This is a genomic window from Paenibacillus brevis (genome assembly GCF_018919145.1).
Classification (GTDB): Bacteria; Bacillota; Bacilli; order Paenibacillales; family Paenibacillaceae; genus Fontibacillus; species Fontibacillus brevis.
The window spans coordinates 42,743-69,424 of the sequence record NZ_JAHLQJ010000001.1; the positions used below are offsets into that span (position 1 = coordinate 42,743).

A 26,682-nucleotide genomic window follows, 5' to 3' on the forward strand; every position below is an offset into this window, starting at 1 on the left:
AAACCCATCGACCGTTAAATGTGCGATGAGCTCAGAATTTACTTCTTACCAACGCGCAACCCCACAGCCAGAGTCCGCCACTCGCCAAGAGTAAACTCCGGATCGCTGATCTTGCCGCCCAGGTTATCAGAGCCAAACTCCTCAACAAACCATTTCGGTGCAGGAATCTTTTCCGCTGCTTTCTCCAGGACATCTACCCGCTTCGTAAGCTTAGCTAATTCTTCCTTCATTGCTTCATCGTCCTCCTTCACCGGCGCGCTGCCGGACTCATCGTATTGATACAGATTCCATTCATTCATGATGCTGATCAGTTTTTCCGCATACTTCGGATCCGTAGCGTAGCCGGCTGTAGCTATTGCACGAGCTGCATCAGCTCCACGCTTGCCGATCACACCCTTGTACAAATTGCGGTTCCAGCTCACTCCATTTAAGATCAACTTTGAATGATCCAGTATAGACTCGCCCCAATTATGGTAAGCTCTGAACGCTGCATTGACCTTGATCGGACGACCGTTAACATACTCGGTTGTCGGCATCGTGCAACTGCCAGCCGTTCCGTTACCTTTAATGCCAAATAGGTTATTTGCCTGCTTGGTCAGCCCGCTACCTCCCCAGGCCGACTCAAGAGCAGCCTGGGCGATAGTGAGGGATGCGGCAATGTCAGTCTGGCGCATGTCAGCTACGGCATAAGGAGCGATCCTGGCGATGAATTGCGCCTTAGTCATCCCGATCTGCTCCCTTCTTGGCTTGCTTAATCAGCTGATTGCCGTACACCGCCACAGCGCCGCAGAGGATACCTTGGATAACACTCTCGACACTAAAGCCGAGCAACAAGCCAGCAAATACGATTGCAACCATTGTTACGATATATACGATGGTCCAGTCCGGGATCCGTGGTGTCTGCTTAAGGACGTATCCGATAATCCAGCAAGCTACAACGACAACCAACAACTCCGGCGAAATAAATTCGATTACAGCATTCCATTCCATTTCACTTCATCCTCTCGATTTTATTAACTTGCTAATTGAATACCAGCCCAAACGGCAGCCACAATCGAAGCTGAAAATCCGGTGATGATAGCACCGTAAAAAGTCCGTTTAAGCCACACCTGGTTTTCATCTGACTTGTCCAACCTTAACAACGCAGTCTCTGCTTTACGATTGGCTTCCTCTGCAAGTTCCTTTGCTTGCTGAATTTCATTTAATCTTAGATGGGCTGATTTTGCTGAAGCTAATGCTTCTATGGCAAGCTCACGACCATTGAGCGCGTTGTCTAGCTTCTCGTCCATATTGTCTACCGTGGTCTCTACTTTTGTAATACGCTGAAGCATTTCCGCTTGAACTGCATCCATCTACCGACTCCCCATTTCTGCAAATATAAATAGCCCCCGGTCTCCCGAGGGCAAAATAAAAACGCCTTATTTGGCGCTTTCTTCCTGCTTGTTAAGTTCTTCTATCCTCCTTTCAGCGGCATCCCTGATGGCTTGCATGATCTCTTTTTCTCTGCCTGGATAGAAAGCAGCCACGGCAGAAGCTACGGAGAGTAATTCTGGTACTGTTGGCATCATTTCTATCTTAATGACATTTGTTATTTTAGACATTCCCTTCTTCCTTCCTTGGAAAAATAAAAGCCCTCCGCATTGGAGAGCTTTGATTGGTAGTGATATTATTTTTGGAGTTCTGATATTTTAGCTTCGTACATTTCGATATTGGCTTTAGACCGTTCAATTCGTGTATTGTAATCCTCGATCTTTTCCTTTTTTGATTGTTCTGACACATCGTCTCGCCCTTTAGCATTTTGTATCATTATTTCTAATGTTTCTATGGTCTCTTTTTCTCTGGTAATGGAATGGTTAAGTGATTCTATCTGCTTGTTGTTATCCTGATAATTATTTGCATTCAATTCAGCCTTTTCTCCTTCCATGCCTAAGGATGGAATCTCGCTTTTATCCGCTGTAACCGTCTTCGTATCAGCCTTATACCCAACATCATAACCAAGGGTATTCAATACTGTTCTTACAGGAAGGTATGTTGTCCCTTGATACACCAACGGATCAGCATCCAAAGGCTTCTCTTCACCGTTCACAACAAATATAATTTTTTCAAAAGAAGCTTGAACATATTGTTTAACCGGATCAGCTGCGGCAGTGCTTGTCATACCAATAACTACACCGATACATAGTATGAAAATAGTATACAAAGGTTTTTTCATTGCTAGACCTCCTGCATTTCATTTTTCTACATTGTATATCAATATGCAGGAAAAATCATCCTATTTGCACGCCATTCACAAATACTCCTCCAGGAGCAACAATTCTAAATTCTCTACCGGCGATAACACCACCATCTCGCGCAAACCAAAGGTTCGCATCGTTTAGTAGGTCTTCTATCGCAAATGTCTTGTGGATAGTAGATGCGCCAGAGTATATTTCTAAGTCAGCCCATCCGGAATTCATTACAATACCTTTTCCACCACCACTACGAGTGCTTATTGTTGACCCAGTTACTGTAACGCCATTAATAAAAGTTCCGTTAATCTGCCCGCCTGAAATTACCGATGCAGAAATATCCCCGCTGAACTCAGCTCCAACAGCCTTCATATGTCCTGTGTCGTCAACGGAGAAGTTATTTCCGATTTGGATCCTGCCGCCGATAAATTCACTGGCGGTTACAATACCACTGAATTCATACTCTCCGTTTGCCGGATTGAAATATAGGGCATCTGTATAGCTGCCGGAACCGTCGCCCTTTTGCATCTTGAATACATCAGCATTCCAGATCGATTTGGCCCGTTTGTCATATCGCTCCTGCACAATACCCTCTTCCGGACCGATTTTTACGCCATACATCCATTTGTCTTTAGCTACTGAAGTCTTTTGCAGCCGATATATTGTGTCCTGGATGCCTAATATGGCACTGGATATGACCACCTTGCTATTGATCCGCATGCGGGGGCTGTAGGTGTACTGGATGATCCGCTGCTTTTCGTTGATTCCCAATTCCTCGTCGATGATGTCTACCGTGTCGCCCAACTCAAAAGCCTCCAGCATGGCAAACTCAGGCAATGACCGCAGCTCCACGACATTAACCTCATAGGAGGTCACGGCTGTGCCTGTCTTAGCGTCAACGTCCTTGACGATGCCAAGCAGGTTTTTACCAAAGCGGAACTGCGCGCTGTGCTCTCTCCCTCTGCGGCGCAGCAGGGATATTTTGTACTTGTCGAATTTGAGTTCGCCGCCTGCCGCTGTAGCGATAGCAATAATGATCGCCCGCACCGTATCCTCTTCTTTGAATTCCACGCTGACCAGCTCTGTAATCTCCACAATATCAAGAGTAAACCCCGTTCCGGCCAAAGCGTATTGTAACAATGTGGTCGGGGTGCCGGTATGAATGAACTGGTCATAAGAATGGTAAATCAAGTCATAGGCAACCTGCTCGCACTCAGCACTGATAATGACTGCTCCACTATCTGCGCGGGTGCGGCGATGGTGGACGATGTTGAAATACTGACCCTCGACCTCCGCAAAGTTGCCTACGGTGATATATGGGCTCTTGAGATCGTCCAGATAAACAGAGAATTTGAGAGTATACAGGCCGTTGGTCTGCTCCGTAATCTCGTCATCAAAATAGTGATCAAGCACGGCCAACGGCTTGTGCTGCTCATTAAGTATTGTGATCAACCGATCACCTCCCCGAGAATTAGAAAAGCACACCAATGATCCGGTGTGCTTGAAGTGCTGCTATTGTACAAGGAATCGCTTGTGCTGCTCTCGTTTGCGCTCCTCGGTATATTGGGCGTAAATCTGTGTCGTTGCCGGTGACTCGTGACCAAGTAGCTGCTGGACGGCTGCCAGCTCGGCTCCATTGTTAAGGGTGAGCGTTGCAAAGGTATGCCGCATGGTATGCGGGCTTACTCGCTTATCCAGTCCTGCCTGTGCAGCGATGATACCTATCTCACGCTGTATGCCGCGCTTGGATAATCTCCGGTGCGGCCTGCGCTCAGTAACAAATAATGCAGGGTCGTCGTCCGTCCGGGCCATTAGGTATTTTTTGATATGGTACATGGCTTTAAAGCTAAAGTATACTTCCCGCTCCTTGTTGCCCTTACCGATCACACGGCAGCTCATGGTCTGCAGGTTGATGTCGGTACGGTTGAGACTCTGGATTTCGGATAGCCGGCAACCCGTGGCATAGAGCGCTTCGACAAATACCCGCTGCCGGATCGTCCGGCAAGACTCTCGCAACATTTCCAACTCTTCAATGGTCAGAGCTTTCGGAGCTCGCTTCTCCCTTTTCGGGGTCTTGAGCTTTGACGACGGGTCGCGTTGAATCATTTCCTCATTTGTAAGCCAGCCGTAAAAGCTCTTAAGTACCGATAGCTTACGGCCAACCGTGCTCATCTTCAAGTGACTAAATTGACCGAGATACATTCTGATGTCTGCGGCTGTTGTGTCAGTCGTCTTCTTTTTTACCCGCTCCGCAAAAGTATTCAGTTCAAGGCGGTATCCCTTGATGGTCTCCGGGCTCTTACCTTCGAGCTTGATCGATGCCAGATACAATTCGATTTTCTCACTTAAATCCGGGTGTATCTCATTCTGCTCCACTCTTGTGATGTGAAATTTGGACATGACTGCCGAAAACTTGTTGCGAAGAGACTCAACGTCAATCGTTGGCACCATGGTAAATACCACAGAAACCATTTCGGAGAGCATTTGCTCACCAGCCATTTGCATATTCACTTTTCATTCCCCCGATGGAAGGTATTACGCTTCATGGGGTCTGCTCCAATAAAAAGGAAGCAGGTACGCCCATCGGTGCGTTTGCGGCCAGATGATCAGTCCGGCCTACCTGCTTCCATAATAACATAACATGAACACATTTAGGAGTAAAATGGGAACTTTTGTTCTTGAGTTACTAAAGCGCGCCTTGTTCAGAAAGAAAATTACGTAAACCCGAAACAACCTGAGCATCGTTCTCTACCAGTGCACCACGAACAAAAATATCTCCATTGTTCTCAATTCTCAGAATCTCTTCCTGATTTCCGCAAAAGATGATCGAAGAGTTTTCACTTGTGCAAGCTGTATAACCTTCCATTCTTTCACCTCTATTCTCGATTTTTTGCTGCGCAGTTTCGTCCAACTAAGCATTATAGTAAGGTATTTTAACGTTTACCCCGTCGACCCGTTGAGTTAAATACCCTGCTGGAGAAGTCGGTAAATTCGACGCGACTCCTGCGGTAGCCGAGGTTGCGGACAAAGACGCATCATAGTCAACACGTCCGTTTGTCCACTCAACTACTTCATCACTAATATTAACCCCTTTTATTTTCGACGGTCCCACTACGTAGTTGTTTGAATTATTGTATACAAGGTTACCCCAGATGACATTAGCTGTGACTGATCCCCCGGCATTAAGTTCGCGCACCCCATATACATTACCAAAAACTACATTTTGAGATAACATGTTGTCACTAATCCCTGCCGCTGGGTCATAACTTATCAAAAGGATACCATGAGAGATTTGGTTGGTTGCCTGGTTATTCGTGATCAGGCATTTCTTACTGTCCACAATCTGCATCCCATCACCGTTATCATAAACAATATTTGACCCAACAAGCACCTCCTCGGCTGAATGCACGGCTATTCCGACGGAGTTTGAATAGCAGATATTGCTCGTTACGGTACATCTGCGGTTTGGGTATGTCGGGTTTGGATCAAACCTTTGCACAACTATCCCATATTGTCCGTTATTATGGCATATGTTTGACTGCACAACTACGTCATTGCACTCATCCACTCCGATGCCGTTTTGTACATTGTTTTTACTAGTGTTACCCATTACGATCACGTGAGTACACACGTTGGATAATACAATTCCGTAGTCATGGTTATTGCTCGCCATATTACCTGTAACCAAAACATTGTTGCACGACTCGGCTATTGCAGCACCATCACCCGAGTTATGTGAGAATCCACAATCTTTTATCCTGACGTTGTTACTTTCAAACACTACTAATCCTTGGTTGTATATCTCCGTATTACCGAAGTTATTGAAATTGCACCGAATTACTGATAGATTTGTCACGCTCTTGAATGAAACAAGCAGGCTAAATGTCTGTTCCGATCCGTTGCCCTCAAAAGTCAAGTCTTGTAAGGTAATATTTTCATTGTAAGGACTATTTAGCGGATTGTCGTTGCAAATGATTCTAGGCCCCCCACCAAAAGCAGGAGCGCCGGCGGGGTCAGAGTTTGGTAAAAACTTGATGATAGATGCTCCTGACGCTGCGCCTTGAAGTGTTATGTTTGATGGGATGGCGACATATGCATTTATCCCATATATACCGGGAGGAAAATATACGACACCGCCGCCAGTAGCACTTGCCGCATTAATAGCAGCTCGGATCGCCGCTGTATTGTTTGTGATCCCATCACCAACTGCACCATAGGCTTTAACGTTATGCGCAATTTCCGCCAACTGCGCATCACTGGCATTGAGCCGATCACCTAAAGTCGTGAATCCATTTCGAGCATCCACAATCTCTGTATTGTCGTCTCCGGCCTGTGCTACAATTTCGCTAATTCGATTATACGTGTTGTCAATGCCCTGCTTAACTGTTGCTCCTGGTGCTGATCCGGAATAAGTGATGTGTTCGGCAAGGTGCGCTGCCGCTGATTGGATATGTCCATTGATCAAGCTTAAAGTCGAGGTAAACCAAGCCTTAACCTTGTCAAAGTTTCTATTCACCTTCGGATACATCTGCCGGAGCGAGTCGGGAGGATTCCCGTTGTCAGCTCCCAATATTTTTTCAAAATCTTCGGCCAATTTAATCACCCCGATGTTGCATATTTTTCCCTGAACCGTAAGGACAGGCTTGCATTAATTCCGGACCCGCTGACCGTCATTTGAGATGTACCAGGCGGCAACATCCCGAATGCAGCGTTTGTCTTGTATAAGAGATTTGTTGACCCCGAGTAAACCAGCTTTCGAGCGAAATCAATTGTGAGATTTCCGGAAAATGGCTCAAAAAATGAAAATGTTATCCCGCCAATGCCGATATTCAAAACGCTGAACGCCCCAGACACCTCCACCACAGGAGTAATTGATAAATCTCCATTGTTGTAAATGTTGAAAGATCCGGGTCCCGTAATCGTAAACGTATAGCCCGTGTCAACCAGTACATCCGAATCAACCAGGATGATGCTGTCAACATTGATATCTACCGACTCATACACGCTATATGCAAACGGATCGTAGGCAATCATGGGTAAGACAAACTTCCCAAGGCCTGCGATCCGTTCCAGGGGCATTTCGCCGCTATATCTCGCCATGATTTGGCGGTCTGGCTGGTTACTAAAGATAACTGGCATAGTTCGCGGTCTGCCATCATGGCCTAACAGGTAGGCGGCGAGCGTATTAATCCGGCGCTGAAGCTCAAAGGAGTTTCGAGTGCCAAACTCACATTCGAGTGGTAGGGGGCGTGGGCCCATGTCTGCGCCGAAATCCCATGCCCCATGCATTCCGGGTACCACAACCGTATTATCTACTGTGGGAGGCAATACCGGACGCTGCGTGCCACGTGTAGCACGCATGCCAAGCTCACTCGGCATCTTGTCGCCTAAATACTTAACCACATCCAAGCTCACTCGCCTCCTCCCCTTATGTTATCTGCAACATATCCCCCCAGCTTCTGGCTAAGACGGTCTATGTCCTCATCGTTACGTACCACAAATGTATTGCCGCTGACCATGCCCTCAAAGTTATTTGTTACCTGTGATCCTCCAGACGATCCGGCACTCGGATTATGTTTAGGAGCAGGGTTTATAACCGGGCTTACTGTAAGTTCCCTGTTCATCGCGTCCATAGCCGCGTTTACCTGCTTGGCGCTGTCCTTGATACCCTCAGCCATGCCCGCCGGGATCATTTTACCGACCTGGTCACGCATCACACGGGAGGGGGAATGGATACCCAGAAACTTTTTAGCTCCGTCAAGAGCGCCTTTAGCAGCTTCAACCACGCTATTAGCAAGGTTTTTGGCTGTATCCTTAACGCCCTCAATGATACCTTGCATGAGGTCAATCCCAAGTTGTCCCCACTTACTATTTTTAAATGCAGTAAGCAGCTCGGAAAAGAGTTTAGGCACAACCGCAAGAACCTCCGGTATCGCGCCGAGGATGCCCTTTACAAGCGCTGCTATGATCTGTATTGCGGCCTTGATGATCATAGGCAAGTTAGAAATTATCGTAGACACGAGTTGCACAATAATTTTTACGGCGGCAGTGATCAACAAAGGTAAATTTTGCACGATTACATTAACAATCGTCTCGACGATCTCAGGTATCTTTTCGATGAGTTTAGGCAGAGCATCAATAATTCCATTGGCCAAAGTGACAATTAGTCCGATTGCTGCGGGAATAAGCTCCGGCAACAGATCAAGTATGCTGTCCACTAACCCCAAAACGAGTTGTAGTGCCGCATCAATCAACATAGGTACATTGTCGATTAACGTCTTCACAATTTGGCCGATAACCTCAATGACCGTTGGGATTAATTGCGGCAAAGCCTGTCCAATCCCCATCGCCAGACCAATAATCAACTGTAGCGCTCCATCGGCAAGCATTGGTAGCATGGAGATAATGCCATCAATCAATGACATGACGATTTTAATAGCAGACTCAGTGAGCATGGGGATGTTATCGATTATTCCGTCCACAAGAGACTGCACCAGGTCCACAGCAAGCACAACCACTTCCGGGAGCAATGAGCCTATCATTGATAGGACTTCTCCGAAAAGATCAACAAACACCGGGATAATCTCGGGAGCAATTCCCACAACTTCCGCAAGTGCTGTCTTTACAGCTTGAGGGAGCGCTGCTGCAAGATTTTTGATGATAGGTACGACATTGGCTATGACCGCACTAAACGCATCTACTACGTTGCCAGTAAGGTTAGTAATATCTGCTTCGGAGTTGCCTAGTCCAGCCGTTAGGGATTCAATGGAGGATTTCAGCAGCCCTAATGATCCGCTGATTGTCTGTGTGCTTTCTTTGGCGAAATTACCTGCATATTGCTCGGTTTTTTCAAAAAACATTTTCATGGCAAGCTCGGTTTTTTCCGTCTGCGACATATCTTTGTATGCCGTTTGTATTCCACTAGAAAGGGCGTAGGCTTCTAGGGTTGTCGCGTTCATCGCAACCCCTAGGTTATCCATCATAGTATAATTGCCTTTTGCCGCTCCATTTACGGCTTCCAGGGCCGCTGCTGTGTCAATACCCATCACAGAAGCCATATCTGCAGCCCGTTGCATTGCTTGCTCTGTCAGTTCAAGGCTTCGTTGTTGTTCAACTCCACTACCTTGGAAGAGTGCTCCCATTTTGTTTGCCGTCGCAAGATATTCACTTTGCGAGACTCCCAAATTTTTATAAGCTTCTTCGCCTGTTTTTTGGATTGCACTGGCGTATTCTCCAAAGACGGCCTCAGAACCGCCTAAATTTTGTTCCAATTCACCGAAAGCACCTACTACTTTTGTTCCGATAGCAAGTGCTGCGGCGGCAGCAGCGGTGCCAACAGCAGCTAATCCCGCAACCGCGGCTTTTGCCGCTGCACCGCCAACGGTAGCTAGACTTTGCCCTAGTTTTCCCAGGGACTTGTCCATGTCCTCCGTTTTCTGTTCGGCCTCTTCGGTTTCGTTGCCATATCCGTCAAGGGATGACTGAGCATCCCGTAAACCCTTTTCGTTATTGTTGAGCGATTCTGTCTCTTTGTTGATGCGGACAAGTAGGTCTTGCGCCGCCTTGCTATTCTCCCCCTTTTCAGCCGCTACCTTTGCGTACTGCTCAGTGAGATTAGCTACCTTTTGCCGTTGTAGGTCGGTGATCTCATTAAGGGACTTTATCCGGGTTTGCAGCCCCGCCTCAGACTTTCCCCAATCATCCATTCCCGCTGCGGCAGCCTTAAACCCGGAATCAATTACCTTAATCTGCCTGTTTAAATCTGCAATATTAGCCTTAAAGTCGGTTATATCCAGACCAACCTTACCGCCAATATCATTTTCGTTTGCCATATACCTCACCTGCCTTTACGACAAGGCAGGCATTGGCTCGCTACTTGTTACTGTGCGGCTCGCTCTGTCTCTTGATTGATATCTCTACGATTTGCTTGCACCTCATACATTTGATCTGCAAGTCTGCTGATCGTGCATAAAACAGCGTGTGACCGCAAATCGGACATTTGATTTTTTGTATTGTGCTCACCCTCTTATACCCAGGCAGGCAGGGACGATGGACGGACAAATGTTTTACCGTTAATGACACGAGTATTAGGATCATCGTCACCTGAAAATAAAAAGTCAACTAAAAGCTCAAAATCTGTCTCATCAATCTCATTGAGACTCCATTCAAGCTTTTTTACACAGGTCTTATACAGCCTCAGAATGCTGCTATATGGGTCAATGTCCTCGTTATCGCTGGATGATGCCTCCTGCCCTCCGCCTGCCGTATTTACTTTTTTGAGATAATGCCACTTATGCCGTTTGTTAGTAGATTGATCTGTTGGTCAATTTCTGCATCCGTGGTGTTGTCAAGCAATGTATCGATATCAAACTTATCGCCGTAAGTCTTAACGATGAGCGCCGCTTTTCGATCTTTGATCTCGATCAACTTTTCCATCATATCGGTGAGACTATCAAAATTTTTATCTTCTGCAGCTTGAACATACGTGCCCTCGCTTTTCGCTATTTCTAGCAGATCACGATTAATCTTCATTGCTTCTCGCGTTATCGACGATACAATGCTGGTAGCGGTATACGTTTTGTTGCCTAACTTAATCTTCAAAATCATTTATAACCCTCCCCAAAAATAGAGATAGGCGGGTTGCCCCGCCCTCTCGTTAAGCCGTTTCGAAATTTACGATTGTATTCGGCAGATGCTGCCCATAGACATCCTGTACATCTGTCAAGATCGCCACATAGCTTGTGCTTGCGGATAAATCAGCGGCAGGGCTAATCGTCAATACCTTGCCATCTGGACTGAGCGATGGAGATGCACCAACTGGCTGCAACAATTCGTCAATCAGGGTGACTGAGTAGGACTTGATCTTGTTGTTAAAAGTAAACACGATGTCACTGTCCACCTCTACCCCTGTCGCATTTGCCGCTGGCACACTCGTTACCGCAAGAGTATCGGGAGGTGTAGCGGTGTCAGGTGTCTGCACCTGAGCAAACCATCCAGCAGGGTTAAATGCTGGGTTGGTGGTGTCTCCTGAGATTTTCTTGATCGGCTTTCTCTCACCATTAATCAAAAATTGATGCGTAGTAGCGACGGCAGTATAGGTGAGTTGGTATGTCCTAATGTCTACATCGCTATTCTTAGTCGCAGCTTCTTCCGCTCCGCCGCTGAACGTCCCTTTTGCATACCAGGTGTAACGGTGGTCAGATCGGCCAATGTTGGCACGGTATCCAAGGGCAACGTCTGGAGGATTGGGCATACCGCTATCTAGCAATCTCCCCGTAGCCTCGTCAAAATCCTTACCAAGCAATAATGCCGCCTTCTTTACAGGCACGTTAGACACGGTGATTGTCACCGTTGTAACGCCCTCAGATACATAATTGTTTCCCGGCACGTTGTCATAATATGTTGGTGTATTATTTGTTTCAGCTTCTGCGGCAATTTCCCCGACAGGAGCTAAATAATCTGGAGTAGTCGCTGAATAGGATGATTCTGTATCCGTTACAAGTGCAAAGTTCAGGCTGTCTACGCCTACAAACTCTCCATACTGTTTGTCCATAGGTTATTCCTCCGATTCTTCTGTTTCTTCTTGACTACTAATACTCAAACTGACTTCTTGACCTACATAATAAAGCAGTGCCAGTGCAACAGGGATTCCATCAATGCAAAGTTCATCCTTGTCATTCGTCGCCAATTTACCGTGCAGACTTATCACTCGTTCACCTCAAATCCATATAGTATCTGTAATCACAGGTATATCCGTAGTGCCCCGTCTGCAAGCTAAATGGCAAGTCTCTGCCTCCCGCGCGCAAAAAACCAGCAGGGAGCATGACTGACTTCAATAAGCCGTCTGCTCCCTGCTTGATATCCGGGTCTCTGCTATACAAGTTGACTTGCACCCTTGTTGTCTGACTCGTTGGTAAGTTATCAGCCGCGCTGTTATTTGGGCTGTCGATAATCTGGTACGTCACAAAGGCTTCAGGCAGCGTCTCATTCGGTGCATAAGTGCCCTGCTCACGGACTGGATATCCAAGAGACTCCAAAGCGGTATAAGTTACCGCATAGATGTTAATCAATCGGCATCCCCTCCCGTTTTAGCACTTCACGCTGTATTTTTTTTACTTTGGACTTGTTATTGTCAAAAGCATTACGTATGCCAGGATCGGCTGGCTGGGTTGGCGTGCCGTATTCTGTAAACACCATATGCCATGAGCCTGGAGCCTTTTCGTCATTAATTCCTACTTTCACGCTGATGTCGTTCCCACTTTGCTCAGGCTCTGATAAATCCACACCCTCAAGCCCTAATCCAGTAAGTTTATGACGATCCGCCCAATCCTTGATATCATTGTAAATGGGCTTTGCACTCTCGCGTACTGCCTTGGCAACCGCATCATCAACATTACGGCCAGTCTCAACAATGCGTTGAGCATACTCTTCCAGTCCCGTTAAGTTCAGGCTTACTGATCGACTATTAGTGTACTTTTTCCCCTTAGCCATTAAGTGTTCACCGCTCGTCTTACCTTCATTACAAGGTACATATTCCGCTGCTCCACGTTCTCAGGAGGCCCGATGATGTCATAAGCCAGATTAGGATCATCATTAAGCAGCAGCCTATCCTTTTGCGATATGCCGTCTCTGTACCACATGACAACCTCAGCGGTGTCCTCAACAACAAGCGTGCCTGATTGCGTGCTTTCTGTACCGCCCTTGCTCTTCCAATTGCATAATTCAAGCGGATTCTCCGCATCTCCATACGTAATCTTTGGAGCACCATTAACTAGCGTTTCTGACCGTTTGAGGATGCGAACCTGGGTATTCATTTGCTCGATTTTTGGCTTCCACATCTCATCCACCACCTACCAAACTACGAGCTGCCAGCTGGGTCACCAGGGTATAAAAAATGGGTGAGAATTTAATCTCACCCGCACTCAGGTTCCACGTATCGGTTACTCCCACCACAATCGTTCCGATAGATGCCGGGTCATTAAGCATCTCTTCTGATACTCCACTGCCAATCATAAAGGACTTGACGAGTAGCATCTTCTGCCGGATTGCACCGTCCATGGCGGTTGTTGCTGCTGACATGCCTAATCCAATGCGACACTGGATCAGGAGTTCTTCATCATTCATTGCTACCACCGTCTTTTGACGGTTGTTCATCTTCCTTTTTCTGATCTGCTGTGCCTTCATCACCAGAAGAAGGCGTTTGGTCATCCTCGGTTGCAACTTGCTGATCTTCCAATGCGGCTCCAATCTCAGCATCAACCGAATGCGGAACCAGCATTACCTTCAAACCAGACCGTTCTTGCTCGATTTGGAGCTTTCGAGCCAACTCCTCGTGCTGCTGCTCATTCAGCGGTCGTTTAACCTTCCAAATTACAACCGGAACAGCCGTTTGAACAGTAATAACCTGCTCTGCATCCTTCGTTTTTCTTGACACGTGAATACACCCCTTCAATAGTTAGGGCGGTTTCCCGCCCCTATGTTATCTAAAATTAAGTGCCGCTACCATCCGCTTTTTTGATAATGACAACGCCATTAGGATCAATCAACTTACCGTCAGCGATCAGGATCGCTTTATCTACCCATTGGTTAGTATCGTGATCCAAGTACCGGAACATCGTCAACTGCATATTACTGTTGACCCCATAATTCGAGAGATCGCAGAAAATAGCAATCACATCATCTTCCGCAGCCGTGTCATACGGTTGGATCAGATCGTCCTCAACAAGAATGACTTCTTTCCCGGCAAATCTCTCCTGAATTCCGTTCGTGATGCCATAATTGACGCGTCCAATGGGCTGCCCAGCATCATCAACCATGCCGTCAATGTACGTTTCAAACGTACCAGAAGCCATAAAAAATACCGCTCCTGCCTTGTAAGCAAGCGGCATCTTGGCGAAAACCTTCTTCTTCCACGGCTGGTATGCCGTGATTTCAGTTTCATCCAACGTCACGATTTGAGCAGCAGGGACACGAGTGTCCTTTGTGATGCCCAGCGGCTGGCCTGTGCCAGACCCGCTAACTACTGCTGCTTCAATCGCCTTAATCATTGCCTCTACAATCAGATCAATTACCAGTGTTTCGAATCCTTCAAGAGTAACTGTATCAGCAAGCAAAGAAACAGCTACTTTGCACTCAAGACCGTAATAGTTAAAGGATATTTTCGTGTTTGCCTGCACCTTTTGACGATCAGATGTCGCTGCTTCTGTAATCCATGTAGCCACAGGTTTTACTGACAAGATCGGTACATCAACACCTCCCTTGATGTTAAGCTTGCGAACACGGCTCCATACACGCCCACGAACTTCCATTTTGCGAATGACTTCATTGAGGATCGTTGTCGGGATCACAGCCGAAACATCTGCAGTAGTGGTCTGAGCGTTTGCCCGAAGCTCTGGCTTGATTTCCCCACGTACAGCAAACGCCATAAATGCCTGACGGTACTCTACGGAACCGTATGGATCAGACGGAGCCTGCGAACGTTGAGGATTGGTCATGCCGTAGGATGCCATGACACTTGCCATCTGCCCGGCAGACCCGCTGCCTACTACTGCAGCTTGCTGGCTGCGTCCCTCAGCCGGAGGAGTTGCACCGCCTGCAACGGGCTCGTCAGGCAATGCCTCAATCTGCTGCCTCAGTTCCAGAATTTCTTTATCAATTTCTTCGATTTCTCCAATGATCGACCTTACAACTTGTACATCTTCGCTGCTATCTCCACGCTGTTTAAGCGTTGAGCGCTTCTCTTCCTTCTGTTTAAGCAATTTTTTAAGAAAATCCTTCATGGTTTAAATAGCCTCCCTTAATTATCGTAATTTCAATTTTGCTTTTAATAATTCCAGCTCGTTGTTTGGACTCTCCAGTCCAGACCGGGCACTCTCCAGTGCCGCTTTCGCGCTCTCCAGCGTTTCTTGTCCACGAGCAGATATATCAGTCCCGTCATAAGCCGGGAAGGATACCGCAGATACTTCAATGACGCGAGCAATATCAGTGATTCGCCGCGTCGGCATGTCGCTGTCGAGGTTTTCCCAAACAGCATCCCGAATAACAAAGATGAAGGACATGCCTGTAATGTCTTGCCTTGATATAGACGCATGCAGAGCGCGTGCCTCACTGTTATTTTCAGTGTCCAGCGTCGACCTGATATATAAGCCTGCATCATCCACCGATAGTTGTAAGGTAGAGTTAGCGTTGTTATTGCGGCTCCGGGCAAGCGGGATGTTTTTGAGGTTATGATTGACAGTCATAACTACGTCCCGAAAGTCCGTTTTTGCAAATGCAGTGCGCTCAATAATCTCCTCGAACCACCCGCCAATAGACACGCGCTGATCAAATACAGCCGCATGCCCCTGAACGATGCCGCTGTCTGTCTCAGCTCGCAGGTCAGGAAGTGCGAATGATCTCATCTCGCGGTCTCCTGCTACGATCAATTTACTCGTCATCGTCTATCACCGCCCTTGATTTATTTTGCATCTGGTATTGATTTACTAGATTTACGTCAATGTAATTAAGCGACTGAGTAATACGATCCCCTCCGGGTATTGGTGGGAATCCCATAAGAGCGAGCTTTTGATTGTCCGTTAGTAACCCTTGTTCCCCCATGGTTTTGAGCAGGGATACCTTGGATGTGGTTGACAGGTAATTCATTTCTCGGTGATACCAGACAATCTCATTGCCTGTGTCCAGCTCTCTCTCCGTAAACGTTGCCCTGGAAAACTTCTGACCAAAATAAATAACCAGCGGCTCAAGCGTCTTCTCGTAGAACGCTTGGTACTGGTTATCATCAAATTCTCCGGTTAAGATGGGCAACGGTACTTTGAACCAATTCAGTACACTTTGTTGTAGGAATGCCATTGTTTCCTTGTCAATAAATTTTGCATCGCTTCTGACGGGAATAAACTCACCTTTTAAGTCAATAGGCAAAATAGCACTATCACCTGAAGCAAGCAATTGTTCAAACCTTGATCTTTCTGCGCGTTGAGCATCGTCGTCCATCAACGTTGCCATTTTTAGCACGGCCTGAACAGCGGCATTTATCTTCACCGCACGTTCTAATCCCTGCCGCAGCATGTGGTTTGTTTGCAGCACTTGCAGAAGGGCTGAGTTGTCTGGCTGTCCACTAGCTCCACCGCCCATAAGTTCATTTACTGAGAACTTTTTGCGAAGGTGGATAATGTCACTGTAGGGAAAGGTGAAGTCAACTCCGCTACTAAAATAAAAGCGAATATGCATTACCCCCGTAGGGTCTTGGAGAAACTCGACCCTGCTCGGATCAATCGGGTAAAATCCCCGGTACGTCCTTCGCTCGCTTCCCGTGCTGAAATCAGAATCGAAGATCGGAATAATAAAGGCATTGTAATTCATGAGCAGCAGCCAGATTATTTTTTCAATGAATTCGCTTGTTGTCATGAGTGGGTTAGGGCCGAATTTTAATAACCTATTAATGTTCCCCTTGGGTATATCCTGCCTATCGCCAGTATTACGAATATGCCGCGGCTGCAATTTGCTCATCTCTGTAGCAATTACATCAATGCAGTTTTGGACAATATCAGACGCATAGATGTTTGATCCAAATTGGCTAAATACCGGAAGGCTACCATTCAGCATTTGGATTAACTTCGCTTCTCGCCGTCCTGTTGACCAACGGCGAAGTGTGTCCATTAAGCTCATGCATTCCCTCCTTTCTTTAATCTAAGCGCATAGGCGGAGAAAGTCGCTTCGGTTATCGATGTACACGCGATAGCAAATGATGTTTGTTACAGCACCATCGATCTTCTTCTCGTCCTTGCCCTGTACTTTGATTGGCATTTGCTCCATCTTGGAATTGACCGTGATCGCCGTATTCTCAAGACAAAACTTATCCAGGCTATCATTGTTGTAATAAAGAAGATTGCTCTTAAGGTCAGCTTCAACAAGCTTCATCGGTTCCGACATCGGGCCCCAGTTTTGTTCAACCCGAACCATGTCAAAGCCAACTTCCTCCATTTCCTTCACCCAATAGATTGCCGACCACTTGTCATAGCCTATTTTTAGGAATCTGATTCCAAATTCCTTAACCAATTTGACGAACCATGCTGTTACCAGCCGGAAGTCATTCTCATTTCCATCACTGACGGTGATTCTTCCTTCCTTAATCCAAGCCTTATACTTCTCCAGGTCTTCCTTGGATAGCTGGGACAACTTTGATTCTGGAATGAAATATTGAGATATGGTGTACTTCTTGCCGTCCTTGTAGAACAAAGCCCTTGCACACGCCAAGTCGCCTGATTTAGACAAGTCCACGCCGCCAACAGCAACACGCCCACGCAAATCATCAAGATTGAATCGTTGATCATTGGCATTTACGATATCCTCAGCCATAAGCCAAGCTGCCGCATTGTTCTGCTTGACGTTGAAGTCCTTCGCCAGCACAAATATTCGGGTTGCCTTATTGGTCTTGGCTTCTTCCAGCATGTTCCGTAGAAAAGACCATTTTTTGATTGTTCCAAGACCCGGGTTGCTTTTGACCCAAGTCCGTTCGTCCTGCCATATCTCCTGCTCACTGTCCTGAGTATAGAGCCAGACTAGCCAGCGAGGGCGATGTAATTCACGCTTCAGCACTTGGCGTGCTTCCTTCATGCGCTCGTCGAGATACCCGTCATTGGTGAATCCTTCAGTGGTAAGTTCGTAATATAACGGCTCGTCCTGAGTAGAGAGTGACTGGCGAATCGGCATGACTCCAGAGTTATCCTTCATCTCATGGACTTCATCGGCCGCACCTACCGCAATATTCCGACCTTCCTTGGCCCCCGTTTTTGCTGATATTTTCTTGATGTGCCCCTTGTTGCGATAGGAGAACTTCCCCTTCTTCTTCCTTCGCTTGGGATTTCCAAAATATATCCCGGTCAGGTTCTTGCGGGTTACCTTATCCAGTGACGGTGACTCTTCTCTCATGGCATTGATTGCGTCAAACATCAGCGCAGCTTGCTCATAGTCATTACTAGAGCAAAGGATTTTAATCCCTTCCGGTCCACAGAAGAATTCAGCAAGGTTCATCGCGCCGATTAACGGCGTTTTTCCATTTTTCCGACCAACAACAAAAAGCACGTCTTGGTATAGACGCACCCACTTGTCTATTTCATCGTCGAATATTTTGAACGCATGAAGAGCAGTTATGAATGCCTTTTGAAACAGTTCAAGCTTAAACGGCTTACCAGCATATGGAGCCTCAAAGTGTCGGCATTTCTCTTCGATGAACTTGATTCGCTTGTTGGCATCAGCCGGCTCAAACCGAATGTTTGGGTCACGCAAGTTCTCGTCCAGAATATCGAACATTTGAAGAAGTTCTTGCCCGACCAAGATTTCACCGGATCGGCATTTCGCCATATACTCATGAAGATAAGATGAATAAGGAGCGCTCATTCGAATTCACCGAGGTCATCGTCATCCTCTTCCAACATATTTTTATTAAGAACACCATTTAAGGTCTTGATAATAACGGCATAGGCGCCGACATTTTTCAAGTACTGGCGAGCTGCTTCAACCGGCTTTTGCAAATTCGGATTGTCCGGATGAATCTTCACGGTGCCCGTTTGTGCCAGCACTTTGCGCAGCTCCGCATTTTCAGCAAACAAAAAGGCTGCATCCTGGATGAGTCCATCCACCAGATCAGCCTTTTCAGGGTCCACTTTTGCAAAGACTTCGCGTAGTCTCGCCAATTCTTTGTCGCACTCGGCTTTATTCACCGGATTTTTCACCTTCTCTCCGAATTTCGATTTTTTGGGTTTGCACCAAAATTGCGTCCCCTCTACGGTACCCCGCGCCTTCGCAAATTTTTTTGACCGGGGGGTTATCTTGAAATAAATAATAATGAAAAAGAAATAATCAGAGCAGCAACATACTTCCATCCATCCGGATGAATTACGTCAAAGTAAAATGACCTGAGTGTTCGGAACATTGCTCTGATTCGTTTGGGTATCATTGTTACTACCTCATTCCTGATATTGTTCAAACCACTTATCAATGTATCCACGCCACTCTGCTTGCACATGCTGCCGCTGAGGATCAGTGTTAAGACGAGACATGCACTCATCCTTAGTTGCTTCGATGTACACCAACTCTGCTCCCAGATCGTTAGCTGTCCGCTCTCGCCTGAACTTATCAGGATATCCGCCGATTACCCAAGCGTCTCCCCACTTGCCCATGCGAGTCTTGACATTATCCAGCAACAGATTGTGGATGCCCATCACATTGCTGAATAGATTATCGGGCTTGTCATAAGACGGTTGTAACGATATTGCTTCATACAACTTATCCATGTCCACCACGATATCACCACGCATCATCCGTTCAGATACAAATGTCTTCTTCCCGGACAGCGGCGGTCCGTAAACTAAATAAACGCTTCGGGCTCTCTTGGCTCCGAAACGCTTATGAATCTCATTATGGCATGTGTGGTGCACTAACTTGATCAGTGCAGGATTCAAAGAAATCGTGTGGTCGTGCACGTTATCCGGTGTAAGCTCGATCTCATGGTGAGCAACTACATCTCTGGATTTGAGGACGCGCAACCCACAGTGTTCACAATAAATCCCATCCTTTTTTGACCTCTCAACGATAAGAATCATCCGAAAGTCAATCCATTCCTGGGACGTATAGAATGCTTGGAGAACGCTATGCCTAGCCATCACCACGCCTCCGCTCTTAACTTATTAACTTCAAGCTGCATTCGCTCAACTTTAAGCCGCAGCTCTTCATCCGTCAGTTCATTGCGGTCAAACTGATCCAGCAACGTTATGCAGCGAAGCTTCCGACCTTGTACCGTAGACAATGCATTCTCGATGGCAAGGAGCCGCTCGAGCTTCTGTGGTGTCTTCGTGATAGTTTCTGTCTCGAGCATTTCATAATCGACTTTCAAATCGACCTGAAGGAAGCCGTCAACGAAAGCTGGAGTATCTCCCATATCCTCTACCGTTTTCTTAAACCGTTCTTTCTTAGAGGATAATGAGCTCGCATCCCAGCCCTCTTCAATCTGCTTGATATAACCCATGAGTTTAAATTCACGGTACTCCAACAGATGGATCTCATTGACCAGTATTTGACGTGGGTCAGTCTCAGTTTTCATAAGCTGCAGCTTGTGTTCTGCTGCAATCTGGCTCATCCACATGGATTCATACATGCCATTCTTCCAGCCATTCTTGTTCCCTGGTGGTGCGCCGCCGCCTTTATTCCCGACCGCATTGGAGTTTCCTGGCTGCCCACCACGTTTTCTACTTGGCCGAGCTTCCCAGGCATCCTCATGTTTCCACTTCCGGATTAAAGACGGTGCCAGATCTAACTTCTTGGCTATCTCCACAAGCGGCATCGTCCGGCCACTCTTATCCCACATCAAAAACGCCTTGTCTCTTAATTCACTTCTTCGCCTACTCACGCCATTTTCACCCCACCTCCGAACGCATTCGTGTTTGAGTAGTACACTTTTCCCTGTTGTTTCCAGAACGTTACTTTAGCCGAATGAAGAAAGATGCTCTTTTCTGCTAAAATATGGTGTTTGAGTGAAACATAAAGGAATTGTGTTGCGGACAGACCTTGACCATTTTATTTGATTTCTTCATATATGCATCACTTTCCGGAAAATCGAGTGCGACATTAACCAGATTGTGTTGCACCCATTTCAATGCATCTTGAGAATTGCACGGTCCAGAAGGTCCTGTGTGATGCCAATATAACGCAAAGTAACCCTCATATCGCTATGACAGAAGGCCTCCATTAGTAACGCTATATTTCGCTCGTCCTGGCGATACAGACGATAGCCCCAGGTCTTCCGGAGGGTATGACATCCGATTTCACTAAGTCCAAACTGTCGAGCTGCTTCATTTAGAAACCGATAGGCCGTTGTCCGGTCAATGGGCTGGTCTTTTAACTGACTTACCTTCTTTTTTTGCCGACTGGAAAACAAATACTCATAGTCTGCCTTTCCGGCAATGAACTGATCAAGATCGGAACGAATGCTTGGATGGAGAATAAACCTCTTCGCATTCCGGTTCTTCTTCTCCATTACGTACACATGGCTACCTCGGACATCTCCGACACGGAGCTTGCATAGATCTGAAACACGAAGACCGCTGTATATGCCGATACAAAAGAACAGGTAATCTCTCATACTCCTTAATCTGAAGTAATGCTTCATACCTTCAATGATTCGGTCATCCCGAATCGGCTGAACTGTTTTCATCACCACCACCCCAACCCAATTTAGGTAATAAAAAGGCCGCTCCCGACGGACTCGGAAACGGCTATTTAAGGAGGATTGTTACCAAAATTCACTTTTGTTCCACGCTATCATATTAACACGGATTTCACGCCATCTGTGCGACATCTATACGACATGAATGCGACATAAGTGCGACTCGTTTACGACATTCCGGCTAATTCCCCATATTTCGATATGGCGATTGGTCTCCAGCGATCAAAAGTCCTTGGCACAATACACAATTCAGTAGCTACATCTGCAACCGGCATTCCTTGAATGTATCTAAGTCGCAGCAACTCAGCAAAATGCGAATGTGTCTCGCTCATTACCTCAAGAATTTTGTCTATCTCACTCTTCTCATCCTGGAGTTCTTGCAATTCCGCGACCCTTTCAAGAACATCATCGAGGTCTGAAGAACAACCTCCCCGTGCATCAATAACTCTCTGTATCTTCTTCCTGATTTCCCAAAGAAGCTTATCATCTGCACGATCAATGCCTCGCAGTGGAATCGCTCTTTTCTGTGCTCTTGTTCCTGCAGGGTACCTATCTAAGTAAGCATGCGCGGTCTGCTCTAACTTTTGCTCATGTTTATTCAAATACATGTAACTAGGCATCCCCTTCAACTTCCTATGCAGATCCTGAAGCTGATCATCTTCATTCAGCCTGCTCACTGTCATTCCTGCTCCAATTTTATACGATTCGAGGATTCGAATTCGTCCAGTAAGTTCTCTATACTTCGATAACTGATCAATAACTCTTGTCTCTATGGTTGGTACCTTTTCAGCCATTCCCATTCCCCTCATTCCCCTTTGCTGGTATAATGGAATTAGGAGAACGTTTGTTTGAATCCACCGCATGACGGCCAAATCAGAGCGGTGGATTCTTTTTGCTATTGAGCCTTTTTTTCTTGCTCTTGAATTACTTGCAGCACCGATTTGGCCGGTACACCATATCTACGCTGATATCGAAGAGCAAAACGTTCTGGTGACAATTCCGGATATATCCTTCTTAGGTCCAGAATGCTTGTCCGGATCTCTGCTTGAGTCGTTTTTCTCGCCATACTTCCTATCTCTCCTTCGCATTTTTTTCGAAATGTGCATCAGTTAATCTCCCAGATCGTCTTTTGCTCAGTGGGGTACCGCTCGGCCATCTTGCGCCGTCTGCTCGGTGTATCCCAACCCTTGGGCCGTGCCTGAGTCTGTCCGATCACTCGCCATCCCGCAGCCTTTAGGCTTGTGCCTGGTTCGCTTATCAATGTGTATGTTATCAATCTGCTGTAACCAAGATTACGAGCGACACGCCAAGCAGCTGCGTAAAGCTTGCTGCAAGCATTTTTATGTCCATCCAGTACACAGCAGCGTATGACCTCTAGAGTTGATCCATTGTCATTGTGTCTAGCAATCGGTCTACCTACCATAACTACGCCTACAAGCTCGTCATTGAGAGCTAATCCAATACGATACTTATCTGCAATTGGAGCTACGTTATGACGATGGTGCTTGTCAATAAAGGCTTTAGCTTCTCTTTGCTCCAATGGTACAAGATCATATTTCATTAGATTATTTCACCCACTCCACTGACCAAAAATACTTTTTCAGTGACTGGTTCAATCTTGGTCAATTTAGTAATTTTAATATCCTTGTTTTGAAATTTAACTACTGAACCGATTCCCATTTCTCTTGGATATTCAATTCCAACGCTGAAACCCTCTTTTTTAGCCAATGTTTCACCTTCTCTCCTTCGCAATATGGGTCGAATGTGCAGCTATCAAAAATCACATACGGTAAATATCGCCTGCACCTCTCCCACAACCTTCTTCTCTCCCCTGACGTGATTGCCAGATACGTACGTATCTTTAAATCGCTTGTACACATTGGGGTACAGTGTTTTCTCAACTCCCAAGATAAACACCCACAATTTATAACATTCAGCATGCTCTTCGGCATCCCCAGGGTCTGCATAAAAATCTCGATCAACTACCGCCTCTAGTTTACTGGCATCATTCGTCACAAAAAACTGCTCTTGATAGTAGTCCGACATGAGGTACACTTTTTCCAAATCGCCTATTACGCTTTGGATATACCTCATGGCAGGCTTAAGGTATTCAAACTTCTCCAACGTGTTCACTCCTTCGCTCTTTGGCTTCATGAGTCAAACTCTGATCTTTATTTCATCGAATGCCGAACGGCAGCTTCATCCCCGCAGGCAGCACCCACAGGTGATACATGTTGGCTGCATCAACCAGTTCTGACTCTTTTGGGAATACCTCTATGGCAATACGCTCCTTGCCAAGCAATTCATTCTTAATCCGCTGTTTTTCGGCCCAGGGAATATCTGTGCTGTCAGTGTTACGAATACAAGCGTGAATCACCTGTCCCCACTCCGTTTCAATCTTTCGGGTCATAACCGCATATTCTCCATCCACGTAAGCCCGATCAAGTTCTGCAACCCATCCCGTTCCAATGTGTCTGCTCTTGGGTGATGGCATCCCAATCCACTTATTCATTCCGCAATCCCCTCCGTTTTCACGCGAGGAATGCCCCGCTTCAGGTCTTTTACACATCGTTCCCCGGTGTCAAGATTAATGATCCAGTAATCCCCGATCATATCCACGTACCACCAGAGGGCTAAGGCGGCATGTTCTAACGTCTTCCACGCTTCAGCATCCTCTACATTTTGGACATCATCATAGGGATGATCTTGTCTTGATCCATCATGCTTGAGATACAGACCGCTCTTTCTGTCTTGGATTACAAATCTGCCTGATGATTCATTTTGCCTCCGCAACGCCGGATTAGCCTTCTCCAACTTGAGATATTGCTTGTCCGCATTGGCAAAGGCCCGTTCCCATCTAATCGATTGCTCATGCAGTTTCGCTATTTCCTTGTCCTTTTTCTCAAGGCTTAAAATCAAGTCATCAACAATGGTGTCAGGTTCTACAGCCAGTGGCATTCCTCCCCGGCGTGTCGCCTGAAAGATAACCCTGTCTCCGATGTTAAATACAACCTCAGTACCGTCATGCAGCATGCTTCTGATTTCTCGTTCTGGCTTATAACCCATGTTGATATCACTCCTCAAAATAATGTCATCTGCTCAACCTTCTGCGGCGCTCTCTGCACCGCGAACCGATCCCAGTTTGCTGCTGGCCATGACCGCGCTCCGTCTGGATGCCGGAAATATACAACCTCAAGATCATTAGGCAATTTTACACGGTCCACATATCGGGCCGGGCCTGTAGCTATTTCGGTAAGCTCGTGCGTCCAGTCTCCTTCGGGAGACTTACTGATACTATCCAGTAAAGATAGGCATTCTTCGTGCTTGAGCTGTCGCATTTCAAGGACACCTCCACTGATATCTGCATTAATTTGTTCAGCAGCAAATCCACATCGAGGACACTTGTAATAGTCCTGCCTGGTCTCGACCATATCCCCGAAGCATTCATAACAAACAACTTTCATCGCTCCACCTTCGGAGTTGGTGCCTGGAACACCCATGCGAATCCTCTACCGGGCAATCCTGGCTCCTCCATCAAGTAGGCCAACCCTTTCCTTACCAGTCCATCCGGTGCCACGCGAACAGATCCAAATCGGGTCTGAACGAAGGGAAGGGTAGAAATCGGAGCATCGGAAGATACAACAAGCTTAATTCGTTCCACTCTTCGTCCCTTTTTGATCAGTGGATGAAGAGCAGCCTCTATCATCTTCAAAGCACGGGGATTCATAGTGATCACCTCATACAATGTTTCTAACGCCATCGCCGCGGCGTAGATTTATTACCTTGATTTCCCCTTCACTAGCTTTACTGAGGTCAATATCTTCCGCGAACCGCGTCCAAAACGGGACATAGCGGAATTGCGTTGGCTCAGATTGCTTATACACGTAGGCTGCTGGCTGCTCTTTTGGTCCAACCGGACAACCAAGCTGTTTGCATCTGGTAAAAGGGAGCAGAATGTCGCAGATAGGTTCCATGCCGCCTATCCAGTTCCCATCCCATACCCACTCACCGTTGATTTTCCTCTGCTTTGGCAAATAGCAGGGCTTTCCTGTCTTCTCAACCTGTTGCTTGCTAAGCCACCGGTTGACCATTGCTCTTGTCCTCCTTTTTGGCATTTTTCATGGCTTCTGCCATTTTTAGCAGCTCGGCATATTCCTCTTCTGATACTCCACTTTGTTCTGGCTTAAGCTGTCTCTCAACAATGTCAATAGTCGGCTTTTGCGGCCTTTGATATCTTGTGCCTGATGACTTCTTCCCCGAATTGTTCTTGGCAATGACCAGCTTGGCAAATTGGCTGCGGAACTTTTCCGCGCTAAGAACGTTGCTCTTCCAAAATGGATCTTTTACAACCCAATCCATAACTGATTTGATAAGTGCAGTGTCAGATTGCTTGTCCAGCTCAACCAGCTTCCGAAAATCATCAGCCCAGGTCTGGAGGTTTGTCCGATCGGTCAAATGAGTCAGCCCTTCCGCTTGAGACATTTCGTCGATCAAGCCTTTGAAATAGACCGCCATCTTATAATATTGGCTATCTGGTGCATACTCCGGTTTCTTCTTCCCCTTTTTGCCAGAGTCATCTGGTGGTGATTCGTCCTGATCAGCCGAAGGCGGTTCGGGACAAGAATCTTTTATATCTTTTTGGTTATGGTTTAGGTTAGGGTTAGGGTTACATATGGACTCCGTTCCGTTTCGTTCATTTGTCCGCTGGACATCTTTCGGACTGTCTGCGGAGTCCTTACTATCTTCCGCTGGCTTTCGTCTGGAATTTGCCTTTCTTAGAGCATCGCTTTTCCGACGCTCAATGAGCTTGCCTGCGTAATCGTACCAATCATGAATCACGCGTCCTGACGCGGTTTGATCGATGTAACCGGCATATATTAATGCATCCATTAGCAAATCGGGATCACCATCATATTCCATGGCATCGGCTATGTCTGCAGCTTCGAATTTCGACACATCGCCATCCTGTGCAAACTCCATCGCCCACCACCAAAACATGTGCAAGTGCCCCACCGCTGTCGGGACCGATACCCCCAATTTTCTGCGAAACTTACCCGTTTTAGGGTGTCTATCCGTTCCTTGATGGCTTTCTATCCACGCCATTTCTTTGCTTCACCGCCCTCTATTTTGGAATTCTCTTGGAAGTCCGTCGGACATCCAAGAGAATCCGAAGGAATCATAATTGAATTAATGCTACCGATTGTCTTGCAATCGAAATTCATGTAAAATAGAAGA

At 46.6% G+C, this 26,682-nt stretch carries 37 protein-coding genes; 1 reads left to right on the forward strand and 36 read right to left on the reverse strand.

Annotated features, from left to right (window positions below):
• Positions 1 to 38: 38 nt before the first annotated feature.
• From KQJ23_RS00205 to KQJ23_RS00335, 27 genes are all read right to left on the reverse strand, one after another.
• Positions 39 to 725 carry a glycoside hydrolase family 73 protein gene (locus tag KQJ23_RS00205; RefSeq protein ID WP_216476583.1) on the reverse strand — a complete coding sequence of 229 codons (687 nt, stop codon included), beginning with the start codon at positions 723 to 725 and terminating at the stop codon, positions 39 to 41.
• On the reverse strand, positions 718 to 990 hold the full coding sequence (locus tag KQJ23_RS00210) for a phage holin family protein (RefSeq protein ID WP_216476584.1): 273 nt from the start codon (positions 988 to 990) through the stop codon (positions 718 to 720). The genes KQJ23_RS00205 and KQJ23_RS00210 overlap by 8 nt, the downstream gene beginning before the upstream one ends.
• Positions 991 to 1,013: 23 nt before the next feature.
• Positions 1,014 to 1,352, reverse strand: a complete 339-nt coding sequence (locus KQJ23_RS00215; RefSeq protein WP_212939185.1) for a hemolysin XhlA family protein — start codon at positions 1,350 to 1,352, stop codon at positions 1,014 to 1,016.
• A 66-nt stretch (positions 1,353 to 1,418) separates the two neighbouring features.
• On the reverse strand, positions 1,419 to 1,601 hold the full coding sequence (locus KQJ23_RS00220) for a hypothetical protein (RefSeq protein WP_216476585.1): 183 nt from the start codon (positions 1,599 to 1,601) through the stop codon (positions 1,419 to 1,421).
• A gap of 65 nt (positions 1,602 to 1,666) precedes the next feature.
• On the reverse strand, positions 1,667 to 2,212 hold the full coding sequence (locus KQJ23_RS00225) for a stalk domain-containing protein (protein WP_216476586.1): 546 nt from the start codon (positions 2,210 to 2,212) through the stop codon (positions 1,667 to 1,669).
• A gap of 55 nt (positions 2,213 to 2,267) precedes the next feature.
• The gene (locus KQJ23_RS00230) at positions 2,268 to 3,680 is read right to left on the reverse strand and encodes a phage tail protein (RefSeq protein ID WP_216476587.1); all 1,413 of its coding nucleotides are present in this window, start codon (positions 3,678 to 3,680) and stop codon (positions 2,268 to 2,270) included.
• Between the two features lie 60 nt (positions 3,681 to 3,740).
• Positions 3,741 to 4,733 (reverse strand): site-specific tyrosine recombinase/integron integrase, encoded by a 993-nt coding sequence (xerA, locus tag KQJ23_RS00235; RefSeq protein ID WP_216477032.1) that lies wholly within the window; start codon positions 4,731 to 4,733, stop codon positions 3,741 to 3,743.
• Positions 4,734 to 4,914: 181 nt separating this feature from the next.
• Positions 4,915 to 5,139: a hypothetical protein gene (locus tag KQJ23_RS00240; RefSeq protein ID WP_346779324.1), complete on the reverse strand. Its 225-nt coding sequence runs from the start codon at positions 5,137 to 5,139 to the stop codon at positions 4,915 to 4,917.
• Positions 5,140 to 6,822, reverse strand: a complete 1,683-nt coding sequence (locus KQJ23_RS00245; RefSeq protein WP_216476588.1) for a glycosyl hydrolase family 28-related protein — start codon at positions 6,820 to 6,822, stop codon at positions 5,140 to 5,142.
• Positions 6,823 to 6,827: 5 nt separating this feature from the next.
• Positions 6,828 to 7,631, reverse strand: coding sequence for a distal tail protein Dit (locus KQJ23_RS00250; protein ID WP_346779328.1), 804 nt, complete (start codon positions 7,629 to 7,631; stop codon positions 6,828 to 6,830).
• 8 nt (positions 7,632 to 7,639) lie between these two features.
• The gene (locus tag KQJ23_RS00255; protein ID WP_216476590.1) at positions 7,640 to 10,060 is read right to left on the reverse strand and encodes a phage tail protein; all 2,421 of its coding nucleotides are present in this window, start codon (positions 10,058 to 10,060) and stop codon (positions 7,640 to 7,642) included.
• Between the two features lie 436 nt (positions 10,061 to 10,496).
• Positions 10,497 to 10,835, reverse strand: coding sequence for a hypothetical protein (locus KQJ23_RS00260; RefSeq protein ID WP_216476591.1), 339 nt, complete (start codon positions 10,833 to 10,835; stop codon positions 10,497 to 10,499).
• Positions 10,836 to 10,884: 49 nt separating this feature from the next.
• The gene (locus KQJ23_RS00265) at positions 10,885 to 11,781 is read right to left on the reverse strand and encodes a major tail protein (protein WP_216476592.1); all 897 of its coding nucleotides are present in this window, start codon (positions 11,779 to 11,781) and stop codon (positions 10,885 to 10,887) included.
• 160 nt (positions 11,782 to 11,941) lie between these two features.
• Positions 11,942 to 12,298, reverse strand: coding sequence for a hypothetical protein (locus tag KQJ23_RS00270; RefSeq protein WP_216476593.1), 357 nt, complete (start codon positions 12,296 to 12,298; stop codon positions 11,942 to 11,944).
• Positions 12,291 to 12,719, reverse strand: coding sequence for an HK97-gp10 family putative phage morphogenesis protein (locus KQJ23_RS00275; protein WP_216476594.1), 429 nt, complete (start codon positions 12,717 to 12,719; stop codon positions 12,291 to 12,293). Before KQJ23_RS00275 ends, KQJ23_RS00270 begins: the two co-directional genes overlap by 8 nt.
• Complete coding sequence (locus tag KQJ23_RS00280; RefSeq protein WP_216476595.1) at positions 12,719 to 13,066, reverse strand: head-tail adaptor protein; 348 nt, start codon at positions 13,064 to 13,066, stop codon at positions 12,719 to 12,721. The genes KQJ23_RS00275 and KQJ23_RS00280 overlap by 1 nt, the downstream gene beginning before the upstream one ends.
• Position 13,067: 1 nt before the next feature.
• On the reverse strand, positions 13,068 to 13,352 hold the full coding sequence (locus KQJ23_RS00285; RefSeq protein WP_216476596.1) for a hypothetical protein: 285 nt from the start codon (positions 13,350 to 13,352) through the stop codon (positions 13,068 to 13,070).
• Complete coding sequence (locus KQJ23_RS00290; protein ID WP_216476597.1) at positions 13,345 to 13,662, reverse strand: hypothetical protein; 318 nt, start codon at positions 13,660 to 13,662, stop codon at positions 13,345 to 13,347. Before KQJ23_RS00290 ends, KQJ23_RS00285 begins: the two co-directional genes overlap by 8 nt.
• A gap of 55 nt (positions 13,663 to 13,717) precedes the next feature.
• Positions 13,718 to 15,007 (reverse strand): phage major capsid protein, encoded by a 1,290-nt coding sequence (locus KQJ23_RS00295; protein WP_216476598.1) that lies wholly within the window; start codon positions 15,005 to 15,007, stop codon positions 13,718 to 13,720.
• Positions 15,008 to 15,028: 21 nt separating this feature from the next.
• Entirely contained in the window at positions 15,029 to 15,664 is a 636-nt protein-coding gene (locus KQJ23_RS00300; RefSeq protein ID WP_216476599.1) for an HK97 family phage prohead protease, read from the reverse strand.
• Complete coding sequence (locus tag KQJ23_RS00305; RefSeq protein ID WP_216476600.1) at positions 15,654 to 16,892, reverse strand: phage portal protein; 1,239 nt, start codon at positions 16,890 to 16,892, stop codon at positions 15,654 to 15,656. The genes KQJ23_RS00300 and KQJ23_RS00305 overlap by 11 nt, the downstream gene beginning before the upstream one ends.
• Before the next feature lie 21 nt (positions 16,893 to 16,913).
• Positions 16,914 to 18,587 (reverse strand): terminase large subunit, encoded by a 1,674-nt coding sequence (locus tag KQJ23_RS00310; protein ID WP_216476601.1) that lies wholly within the window; start codon positions 18,585 to 18,587, stop codon positions 16,914 to 16,916.
• Positions 18,588 to 18,619: 32 nt separating this feature from the next.
• Positions 18,620 to 18,946: a hypothetical protein gene (locus KQJ23_RS00315; RefSeq protein WP_216476602.1), complete on the reverse strand. Its 327-nt coding sequence runs from the start codon at positions 18,944 to 18,946 to the stop codon at positions 18,620 to 18,622.
• A gap of 246 nt (positions 18,947 to 19,192) precedes the next feature.
• Complete coding sequence (locus tag KQJ23_RS00320) at positions 19,193 to 19,888, reverse strand: hypothetical protein (protein ID WP_216476603.1); 696 nt, start codon at positions 19,886 to 19,888, stop codon at positions 19,193 to 19,195.
• The gene (terS, locus tag KQJ23_RS00325; protein ID WP_216476604.1) at positions 19,888 to 20,631 is read right to left on the reverse strand and encodes a phage terminase small subunit; all 744 of its coding nucleotides are present in this window, start codon (positions 20,629 to 20,631) and stop codon (positions 19,888 to 19,890) included. Before terS ends, KQJ23_RS00320 begins: the two co-directional genes overlap by 1 nt.
• Before the next feature lie 243 nt (positions 20,632 to 20,874).
• Positions 20,875 to 21,435: a tyrosine-type recombinase/integrase gene (locus KQJ23_RS00330; protein ID WP_216476605.1), complete on the reverse strand. Its 561-nt coding sequence runs from the start codon at positions 21,433 to 21,435 to the stop codon at positions 20,875 to 20,877.
• 179 nt (positions 21,436 to 21,614) lie between these two features.
• Positions 21,615 to 22,241: an RNA polymerase subunit sigma-24 gene (locus KQJ23_RS00335; RefSeq protein ID WP_216476606.1), complete on the reverse strand. Its 627-nt coding sequence runs from the start codon at positions 22,239 to 22,241 to the stop codon at positions 21,615 to 21,617.
• Positions 22,242 to 22,308: 67 nt separating this feature from the next.
• Here KQJ23_RS00335 and KQJ23_RS00340 point away from each other — a divergent pair, with 67 nt between their 5' ends.
• Positions 22,309 to 22,560, forward strand: coding sequence for a hypothetical protein (locus tag KQJ23_RS00340; protein WP_216476607.1), 252 nt, complete (start codon positions 22,309 to 22,311; stop codon positions 22,558 to 22,560).
• Here KQJ23_RS00340 and KQJ23_RS00345 read toward each other — a convergent pair.
• The 9 genes from KQJ23_RS00345 to KQJ23_RS00385 form a co-directional block, all read right to left on the reverse strand.
• Positions 22,553 to 23,008 (reverse strand): XF1762 family protein, encoded by a 456-nt coding sequence (locus tag KQJ23_RS00345; protein WP_216476608.1) that lies wholly within the window; start codon positions 23,006 to 23,008, stop codon positions 22,553 to 22,555. The genes KQJ23_RS00340 and KQJ23_RS00345 overlap by 8 nt on opposite strands.
• The gene (locus KQJ23_RS00350; protein WP_216477070.1) at positions 23,008 to 23,175 is read right to left on the reverse strand and encodes a hypothetical protein; all 168 of its coding nucleotides are present in this window, start codon (positions 23,173 to 23,175) and stop codon (positions 23,008 to 23,010) included. Before KQJ23_RS00350 ends, KQJ23_RS00345 begins: the two co-directional genes overlap by 1 nt.
• A gap of 45 nt (positions 23,176 to 23,220) precedes the next feature.
• A complete protein-coding gene (locus KQJ23_RS00355) occupies positions 23,221 to 23,571 on the reverse strand; it encodes a hypothetical protein (RefSeq protein WP_216476609.1) in 351 nt (116 codons plus the stop codon).
• A 52-nt stretch (positions 23,572 to 23,623) separates the two neighbouring features.
• Positions 23,624 to 23,959, reverse strand: coding sequence for a DUF7694 domain-containing protein (locus KQJ23_RS00360; RefSeq protein WP_216476610.1), 336 nt, complete (start codon positions 23,957 to 23,959; stop codon positions 23,624 to 23,626).
• Positions 23,956 to 24,513 carry a hypothetical protein gene (locus KQJ23_RS00365; RefSeq protein ID WP_216476611.1) on the reverse strand — a complete coding sequence of 186 codons (558 nt, stop codon included), beginning with the start codon at positions 24,511 to 24,513 and terminating at the stop codon, positions 23,956 to 23,958. The genes KQJ23_RS00360 and KQJ23_RS00365 overlap by 4 nt, the downstream gene beginning before the upstream one ends.
• 14 nt (positions 24,514 to 24,527) lie before the next feature.
• Positions 24,528 to 24,785 (reverse strand): hypothetical protein, encoded by a 258-nt coding sequence (locus KQJ23_RS00370; RefSeq protein WP_216476612.1) that lies wholly within the window; start codon positions 24,783 to 24,785, stop codon positions 24,528 to 24,530.
• Between the two features lie 122 nt (positions 24,786 to 24,907).
• Positions 24,908 to 25,174 (reverse strand): hypothetical protein, encoded by a 267-nt coding sequence (locus KQJ23_RS00375; protein ID WP_216476613.1) that lies wholly within the window; start codon positions 25,172 to 25,174, stop codon positions 24,908 to 24,910.
• Positions 25,175 to 25,184: 10 nt separating this feature from the next.
• The gene (locus KQJ23_RS00380) at positions 25,185 to 25,538 is read right to left on the reverse strand and encodes a hypothetical protein (RefSeq protein ID WP_216476614.1); all 354 of its coding nucleotides are present in this window, start codon (positions 25,536 to 25,538) and stop codon (positions 25,185 to 25,187) included.
• Positions 25,519 to 26,445: a hypothetical protein gene (locus tag KQJ23_RS00385; protein ID WP_216476615.1), complete on the reverse strand. Its 927-nt coding sequence runs from the start codon at positions 26,443 to 26,445 to the stop codon at positions 25,519 to 25,521. The genes KQJ23_RS00380 and KQJ23_RS00385 overlap by 20 nt, the downstream gene beginning before the upstream one ends.
• Positions 26,446 to 26,682: the final 237 nt, after the last annotated feature.